This window comes from Actinomycetota bacterium (assembly GCA_030774015.1).
Classification (GTDB): Bacteria; Actinomycetota; UBA4738; order UBA4738; family JACQTL01; genus JALYLZ01.
Genome location: JALYLZ010000059.1, coordinates 1 through 5,528 on the forward strand (window position 1 = coordinate 1; position 5,528 = coordinate 5,528).

At 68.0% G+C, this 5,528-nt stretch carries 5 protein-coding genes and 1 pseudogene; 5 read left to right on the forward strand and 1 reads right to left on the reverse strand.

The window, feature by feature from the left end; translation table 11 throughout:
* Positions 1–453 precede the first annotated feature (453 nt).
* Entirely contained in the window at positions 454–1,809 is a 1,356-nt protein-coding gene (locus M3Q23_05875) for a glycoside hydrolase (protein MDP9341625.1), read from the forward strand.
* A 100-nt stretch (positions 1,810–1,909) separates the two neighbouring features.
* On the opposite strand, the gene M3Q23_05880 is transcribed toward M3Q23_05875, so the two are convergent.
* A complete protein-coding gene (locus M3Q23_05880; protein MDP9341626.1) occupies positions 1,910–2,356 on the reverse strand; it encodes a hypothetical protein in 447 nt (148 codons plus the stop codon).
* Between the two features lie 277 nt (positions 2,357–2,633).
* Between M3Q23_05880 and M3Q23_05885 the strand changes: the two genes are divergently transcribed.
* The 4 genes and pseudogenes from M3Q23_05885 to M3Q23_05900 all read left to right on the forward strand — a co-directional run bounded on the left by M3Q23_05885 (position 2,634) and on the right by M3Q23_05900 (position 5,103).
* On the forward strand, positions 2,634–2,813 hold the full coding sequence (locus M3Q23_05885; protein ID MDP9341627.1) for a hypothetical protein: 180 nt from the start codon (positions 2,634–2,636) through the stop codon (positions 2,811–2,813).
* Between the two features lie 560 nt (positions 2,814–3,373).
* Positions 3,374–3,505: pseudogene (locus tag M3Q23_05890) on the forward strand (DNA modification methylase).
* A 303-nt stretch (positions 3,506–3,808) separates the two neighbouring features.
* Positions 3,809–4,219 (forward strand): hypothetical protein, encoded by a 411-nt coding sequence (locus M3Q23_05895; GenBank protein ID MDP9341628.1) that lies wholly within the window; start codon positions 3,809–3,811, stop codon positions 4,217–4,219.
* Entirely contained in the window at positions 4,216–5,103 is an 888-nt protein-coding gene (locus M3Q23_05900; protein MDP9341629.1) for an IS1380 family transposase, read from the forward strand. Before M3Q23_05895 ends, M3Q23_05900 begins: the two co-directional genes overlap by 4 nt.
* The last annotated feature ends 425 nt before the right edge of the window (positions 5,104–5,528 follow it).

Genomic DNA, 5,528 nt, shown 5'->3' on the forward strand with positions numbered 1-5,528 from the left:
CTCACCCATCGCTCCAGGAGCGCCCGGTCCCCCTCGGAGATCGCCACCGCAGCGGCAGGATGCCACACGACGGGAGGCTACCTCCCGCGTCTCCCTCTGTCAAGCTATTTGCGAGGCATTACACTAGCACGTGAGCCGCCACCCCGCCGCGAGTCGCCGGAGGCGGGCGTACGCGCTCTGATAGTTGATCGGGCCACCCCGGGCGGTACCCATCGCCCCGGGTCCGTCCGTTCCCGGGCATGGCGTCCGGAATCACCGAGAAGCCCCAGCCAGTCGCTTCGGGCCGAGAGGAGCATTCATCATGCCGGATTCCTCCTGGCCGCGTGGGCAGGAGTCTCCACAGTCGTGGGCGGAGCCTGGGACGTGGAGGTCAGCCCAGTTGACTGCGGGCGCTTCCTCGATATCGACTATCAGGCCCGGGACGGCCGGAGCACCAGCGAAGGGAGGCCCCGATTGCGCGCACGAGCCTTGGCCCTCGCCTCGGTTGCGGCGGCCCTCGCCGTCGCGGCGGTGGTCGCCGTGCCGGCCTCGGCCGGGGCGAGCTTCGACGACGAGCGCCCCGCCGGATACGGCATTGATCCCAAGCATCAGAGCAACTGGGAGCCGACGGTTGCCGTCGACCCCAATCACCCGAACCGCGTCTACCAGCTGATCACGGGCATCAACGCCCACGCCTGCAATGGGAACTGCCCCGGCACCAGCGTCCTGTTCCGGCGCTCCACCGACGGTGGGGCCACCTTCGGTCCGGAGAGCTTCGTGTGCGGGGCCGCCTGCAAGACCATCGGATGGCAGTTCGACCCCCAGATCCGGGTCGCCACCGACACCAATGCCGCGTGCGGCTGCGGGACGATCTTCGTCGCGTTCATGGACCAGTACGATCCGGGCGTACAGCTGTTCACGTCCCACGACGGTGGCGACTCCTGGAGCGCGCCCGTCTCCATGAACGGCGGCCTCACGTACATGGACAAGCCGATCCTAGTGATCTCCCCCTCGGGCAGGGACGTCTACGTCGCGTTCAACCACAAGTTCGACAACATGGTCGTGGCCTCCCACGACTACGGCCGGTCCTTCCTCTCACCGCAGAAGGTGAACGACGACGACCTGTGGTGGTATGCGAACGGCGGGGCGTACGCCCCGAACGGCGACGTGTACTTCGCCCTCGACGGCGAGGCCAGCCTGTCGGGACACGGACACGACTTCGACGGATCGGCGGAGGTGGCTCTGCTCCGCTGCTCCCCCTCGGCGGCCACGCCCTGCGCGAACCCCACGCTCATCTCGTTCGGCACCTCCGCGGCGCCGCCGCCCTGCCCGGTGCCCGGGTGCTACCCCGACTACTTCACGGCGACGGGCGCGATCGCGATCGATGGGGCCGGCCACATGGTGCTCGCCTACACGTTCTCCACCGAACCGAACGGGCCGAAGTCGCTCTACGTGCGAACCTCCGACGACGGGTCGCATTGGAGCAGCACCGTCCTCGTGAACGCCCTGGGCGACAGCACCGTGCCGCAGATCGACCGCGGCCCCACCCCAGGGGACTTCCGTCTCGCGTGGCAGGACGACCGGACCGGCAAGTTCAACACGTGGTACGCGCGGAGCACCGACGGCGGGGCAAGCTGGGGGCCACAGGTCCGGCTCTCTGACCTGGGGTCGGGCGCACCGTACAAGAGTCCGGACGGGTACACGTTCACCGATGGTGACTACTTCGGGATCGCGGTCAGCTCGACGGGGATCGCCCACGTGATCTGGGGCGAGGCGGACGGCTCGTCGCTCTACTGCTGCGGCGACGTGTGGTACACGAAGGGATCCTGATCGCCGGACGGTTCCTCGCTCGTGGGGCGGGCCTGGCGCAAGGCTCCTTCGTCATCGATCAGGCCGGTCTCGGCAGCCAGATCGGCCCTGTCGGGCCGCGTTAGACCGTCACACGCCAGTTGTCGGGACCGTCATCCATGATGGTCCGACCGTATCGCTCAGTGAGCGCACGTCGGAGCACCGGACTCCAGGCCTTGAAGCCCTCCGCGAAGCGGTGTTCCTCACCGCCCGCCTCGATCACCAGGATGTCGCGAACCGTCATCTTCGTGACGTGCGAGACACGGGTGATGTCCGTAAGCGGGAAGTCGAGGATCGGCAGCTTCCCCTTTCGGCGCCGCTCCAGCGCCCCGGCCAGCGCTCCAGCGAGCGGGCCGCCGACGCCACCGGCAAGCGTCGGGTTGAACCGCTGGTCGCTGAACAGCACACGGTCGTTCGTGAGGAGAGCGTGACCGCGCTTGTTCTTGAGCACGTTGCGCCCCATGAGGACAGTCGTGAGATCCGCCAGCTCCGTCTCCGGCGTGCCGGGTCGAAACGCCTCGTCGTCCATGGGCCGGATGGTATGCGACCGGGTATTCGATGGGAAGCCACGAGAGGGGCTCGAGAACCATCCGGTCCTGTTCCAGCCCGACGGTGAACGTTCCTTCGGCGTCTGCTTCTGGCGGGCCCGGCATGCAGGCCGAGGAAGTACTTCATTGCCAAAGCGCGCTCAAGACCGCGTTCGTGACCAAGTCCGGCCAGAAGCGGTCTTCCTCGGGCGGCATCGCGGGTCCTGGGTCACGCGTAGAGTGAGATATCCGGAAGTCGACCACGAGGAGGACTGAGTCATGTGTCTCACCTGCGGTTGCATGCGGCCCCACGACGACATGGGGAACCCGGACAACCTCACCATCGAGGACCTTGAGAAGAGCGCGGGGGCCAGCGGGGTGAGCCTCGACCAGGCAGTGCAGAACTTGGTGAAGACGGTGGACGTGGCCAAGGCTGAGACCGAGCACTCGCACGGTTAGGCACGGGAACTTGCATGCGGGAGGCGGCGCCTCGGCGCGCTGAGGCCCGGCACTTCGCGACGGTCACCTTGTCCAGCGCTTGGGCGCCCAGCCCATCGACGAGTCACACCGGCCCTTTCCACGGGTGATGGTCTGGCCTGATCGCGGCATCACTTCGGGGGCCGCTTTCGACCAGCTTGTTGATGATCCGTGAGGAGACTGGCATCAAGCGGTGGACTTCTGCTGAGACGCCTGTTTGCTTCGCCCCGGGCGTCCACGGGTCGCGGCGTGTCGGAGTCGATCGTCGACCGGTGGGGCCGGGCATTGGCCACGGGATAAGGAATGTCGCATTCGGCCCTTAGCAGCATGGCTCAGGGCCGAAAGAAAGCTCTCGGCCAGGGCGGCCACCATCTGTTCGAGGAACAGGGGATTGCCCTCCGCGATCGTCATGATCCGTGCTGTGTCTACCGCGGCCAGCGCCTGCCCCACCGCGAGGGCTGTCCCTACCGCCATCTCGGCCTCGGGCACGCCGTCCTCGAGCCGGCGCGCTCCAGGCGGTGTTCACAGCCGCGTTCATGGGCGCGGGGTGGCGGCTGCGCCAGTCCCTGGTGTGGGTCAAGGACTCCATGGTCCTCGGCCACGCCGACTACCCGTACCGCCACGAGCCCATCCTGTACGGCCGCAAGCCCGCCTCGGGAAGGTGGGGCCGGGGCCACCGCGGATGGCACGGCGGGTTGGACCACGACTCGGTGTTCGAGGTCCCCCTGAAGGTGGAACGATGTCCCGGGACATGTGTGCACGATGTCCCGAGACATCACATCCGTGCACCCAACTGGACAGAAGTCAAAAAGGTGTCCGCAGGTAGAGGGGCTTCCGGTCGCCCTAAGCCTCGATCCACCGAAACCCGGAGCCGTGCGTCCGGTTTGAACGCCTGAAACGAAGAAAAGGTGCCTCCCACTTGGGATGATGCGGTTGCGAACCAAGCACCCGTCCCAAGAGAAGGAGGCACCTTCCGGATGCGATCTTCCCACGCCCTCGACCGCGCTGAAATCACCTTCGACGACGACCGCGCCGTCGCGAACGCCGGGGTTGTGCTGACCGCGATGCTCGCCGAGCGGCTGGGGCTCGAGCAGCTCGTGGACGATGCTGTCGATTTGGGGGAGCGCGTCGGCGGGGCCCGGCCCGGACGCAAGGTCATGACGCTCGTGCAGTCGATGGTCCTCGGCGGGGACTGCATCTCAGACGCCGACGTCCTGCGCTCGGGTGACACGGAGGCCGTCCTGCCGCACCGCCCCATGGCGCCCTCGACCCTCGGGACGTTCCTGCGATCGTTCACCTTCGGCCACGTCCGTCAACTGGACAAGGTCAGCGCCGCCGCGATGGCCCGAGCCTGGGCTGCCGGGCCGGGCCGGGAAAGGCCCCCATGACGCTCGATGTGGACTCCACGGTGTGCGAGGTCCACGGCTACGGAAAGGGCGGGGCGAGCTACGGCCACACCCGGGTGCTCGGGTACCACCCCTTGCTCGCCACCCGGGCGGAGACCGGCGAGGTTCTGCACGTCCGCCAGCGCACCGGGAAGGCCAACACCGCCCGGGGCGTGGTGCGGTTCCTGTCCGAGACGGTGGCGAGGGTCCGCCGCGCCGGGGCCACCGGAGCGCTCACGGTGCGGGCAGACTCCGGGTTCCACTCCGACGCCCTGATCGCGAAGTGCCAGGCCCTCGGGGTCGCCTTCTCCATCACCGTGCGCCAGACCTCGCAGGTCAAAGAGGCCATCGGGGCGATCCCGGATGAGACGTGGATCCCGATCGACTACCCCGCGGGCGGAAAGGCCGCCGTCGGGGAGGGGACCTACAAGGGCCACCGCCTGATCGTCAGGCGGACCCGCCTGGTCGGTCCCCAGGCCGAGCTGTGGCCGGACTGGCGCTACCACGCCTTCGTCACCGACCGGGCCGGGGAGACCCTGGGCCTCGACGGGGACCATCGTCGGCACGCGGTCATGGAACTCGCCATCCGGGACCTCAAGGAGGGCGCCGGGCTGAACCACGCCCCGTCCGGGCGGTTCTTCGCCAACGCGGCGTGGGTGGTGCTGGTGACCCTGGCGCACAACCTCCTGCGGTGGGTAGCCGCGCTCGGTCTCGCGATCGAGGGCCCGGTGGTGGCCAAGACCATTCGCCGCCGGTTCCTTCACCTTCCCGGACGGCTCACCCGGTCCGGGCGGAGGCTTCGGTTGCACCTCCCCCGGCGATGGCCGTGGGGGGACTCGTTCATCGCGGCGATCGCTCGCCTGCGGGCCTTGCCACTGCTCGCCTGAAGGGACCGAACGCCTCGCGCACCGACGACAGGCATTGGTTGCGCACCCTGGCGATCACCCCGTCCGACTGTCCGCGAGCCCGCACGCACCCAACTGTCCACTCGACACCCTGAAACGAGGGCAACACACAGACCGGCGCCAGTCACGCTGTCGCTGGAGAGGTTCAACGGCTTCACGCCGTGAGGATCGGTGGATCGAGGCTAAGCAAGCGCGACGCCAATTCGGCGAGGCGGCTACTACCGCCGCCGAAGCCCGTGAGTTCCATTCCCGATCGCGGAGGCGGCGATAGGCGTACGAACCTAAGTGGTCGCCACCATAATTACACCGACGTAAGTTGTAGGCTATGGTTTCCTCCGAGAGGAGGGTGCCATGCCGAGGAAGAGCCCGTACAAGATCGTCCTCGACCCGGCCACGCGGAGGATCCT